Source organism: uncultured Agitococcus sp. (genome assembly GCF_937920075.1).
In the GTDB taxonomy this organism is placed as follows: domain Bacteria; phylum Pseudomonadota; class Gammaproteobacteria; order Pseudomonadales; family Moraxellaceae; genus Agitococcus.
Map to the genome: position 1 here is coordinate 1 of NZ_CALETI010000442.1, position 1,467 is coordinate 1,467.

Below are 1,467 nucleotides of genomic sequence, written 5' to 3' on the forward strand. Positions count from 1 at the left end.
AGGGTCATTATCAGGATTTTTATAACGTGCCAAAGACTCATTAGAGCGTGACAATAAATTTGGTCGCCAAACACTCTTATTCCTTGCATAAACCACCACAAAGTCATGCATTGGTGACAAGTGTTTAGCGTCATTTTGTGGGCTATATTTCTTTTGCCAAATCACATTACTAATGAAGTTTTCAGCCCCCCAAATTTCATCCATCAACAACTTTAAATTCGCTTGTTCGTTATCATCAATACTCACAAATATCACGCCATCATCTGCCAACAGCTTATGCAGCAACTTCAAACGCGGATACATCATACACAACCACTTATCATGGCGGCTTAAATCTTCCCCCTCTTTACCCACCACCTGCCCCAACCACTTTTTAATTTTAGGGTCATTGACATTATCGTTATACACCCAACCTTCATTACCTGTATTGTACGGCGGGTCAATATAAATACACTTCACCTTACCTTCAAACTCAGGCAACAAACTTTTAAGAGCCTCTAAATTATCCCCATGAATAATACGATTTTGAGTAGAATTAGACGGCAAACTGTTATCTGCCACAAAACTATATTGTTTATTTAATACTCTAAACGGTACATCGTGATGATGATTCACCACTTTGTCTTTTCCGACCCATGTTAAGGTTGGCATAATTAATCCTATTTATCTAAAATCTTTTTTAACGCATCCAAAATCGCGTCCATATCTTTTGTGGTTACCATACCAATTTTATTGCTTAATCGCGATTTATCAATCGCACGAATATGGTCACAACGCGCCACACTCCCCCCTGTTAACCCCACATTAAGATATTGAATCACAGGTGCAGACGTTGACAAAGGAACAACAACAACCGTTTTTCTGGCTTTATTTATAGACGAATTAGACATCACCACAACAGGTCGCGTTTTTTGTATTTCTGCGCCAATCGTTGGGTCAAGTTGCGCCCAATAAACCTCACCTCGTTTTATTTCTGACATAAGGCATCCAATTTAGCGAGGTCAAAGGTTTCGTTGGGGTCAAGTCCATCAGTCATCGTGTTGTTAAAATCTGCAAATTCATTAGGATGCGAATCATCATAAGTTTGCGCCTGTAAGGCAAGACGATAAAGCTCGTCATTATGATTAGGCAATGAACGCTCTAACAATTCACGGATAAAATCACTGCGCTGACGTGCAGGAATAGCACTGCGAAAACGAGCCACGAGTTCATCGGGAAGATGTATGAGTAATTGCATGATGATACCTTAGATATTTAATATCAATATCTATAATATCATAAATAAGGGTAACTAACAGCAGCTTAAAAAACTATTCAAACCTACTCATTTGGTATATTTTTTAGCCAAAAGATATTGATTATCTCCTAAAAATAGCCTACTTTAATAGCGTATTGATGCTATTTATAGCATCAATGCCTATGGCTAGTTCGGCCAAACGTAAAGCCTGTGGAAAGAATGTGAGACCT

At 38.5% G+C, this 1,467-nt stretch carries 3 protein-coding genes; all 3 read right to left on the minus strand.

What is annotated here, in order from left to right; all coding sequences use genetic code 11:
* A partial coding sequence (locus tag Q0212_RS14935) for a site-specific DNA-methyltransferase (RefSeq protein WP_297926978.1) occupies window positions 1-651 on the minus strand: 651 nt, incomplete at its 3' end.
* An 8-nt stretch (window positions 652-659) separates the two neighbouring features.
* Window positions 660-980, minus strand: a complete 321-nt coding sequence (locus Q0212_RS14940) for a type II toxin-antitoxin system PemK/MazF family toxin (RefSeq protein ID WP_297926980.1) — start codon at window positions 978-980, stop codon at window positions 660-662.
* Entirely contained in the window at window positions 968-1,237 is a 270-nt protein-coding gene (locus Q0212_RS14945) for a hypothetical protein (protein WP_297926983.1), read from the minus strand. The genes Q0212_RS14940 and Q0212_RS14945 overlap by 13 nt, the downstream gene beginning before the upstream one ends.
* Window positions 1,238-1,467: the final 230 nt, after the last annotated feature.

Coding starts and splice junctions, on each gene's coding strand:
- Q0212_RS14945 (WP_297926983.1), bottom strand. CDS start 1,237: ATGCAATTACTCATACATCTTCCCGATGAACTCGTGGCTCGTTTTCGC.
- Q0212_RS14940 (WP_297926980.1), bottom strand. CDS start 980: ATGTCAGAAATAAAACGAGGTGAGGTTTATTGGGCGCAACTTGACCCA.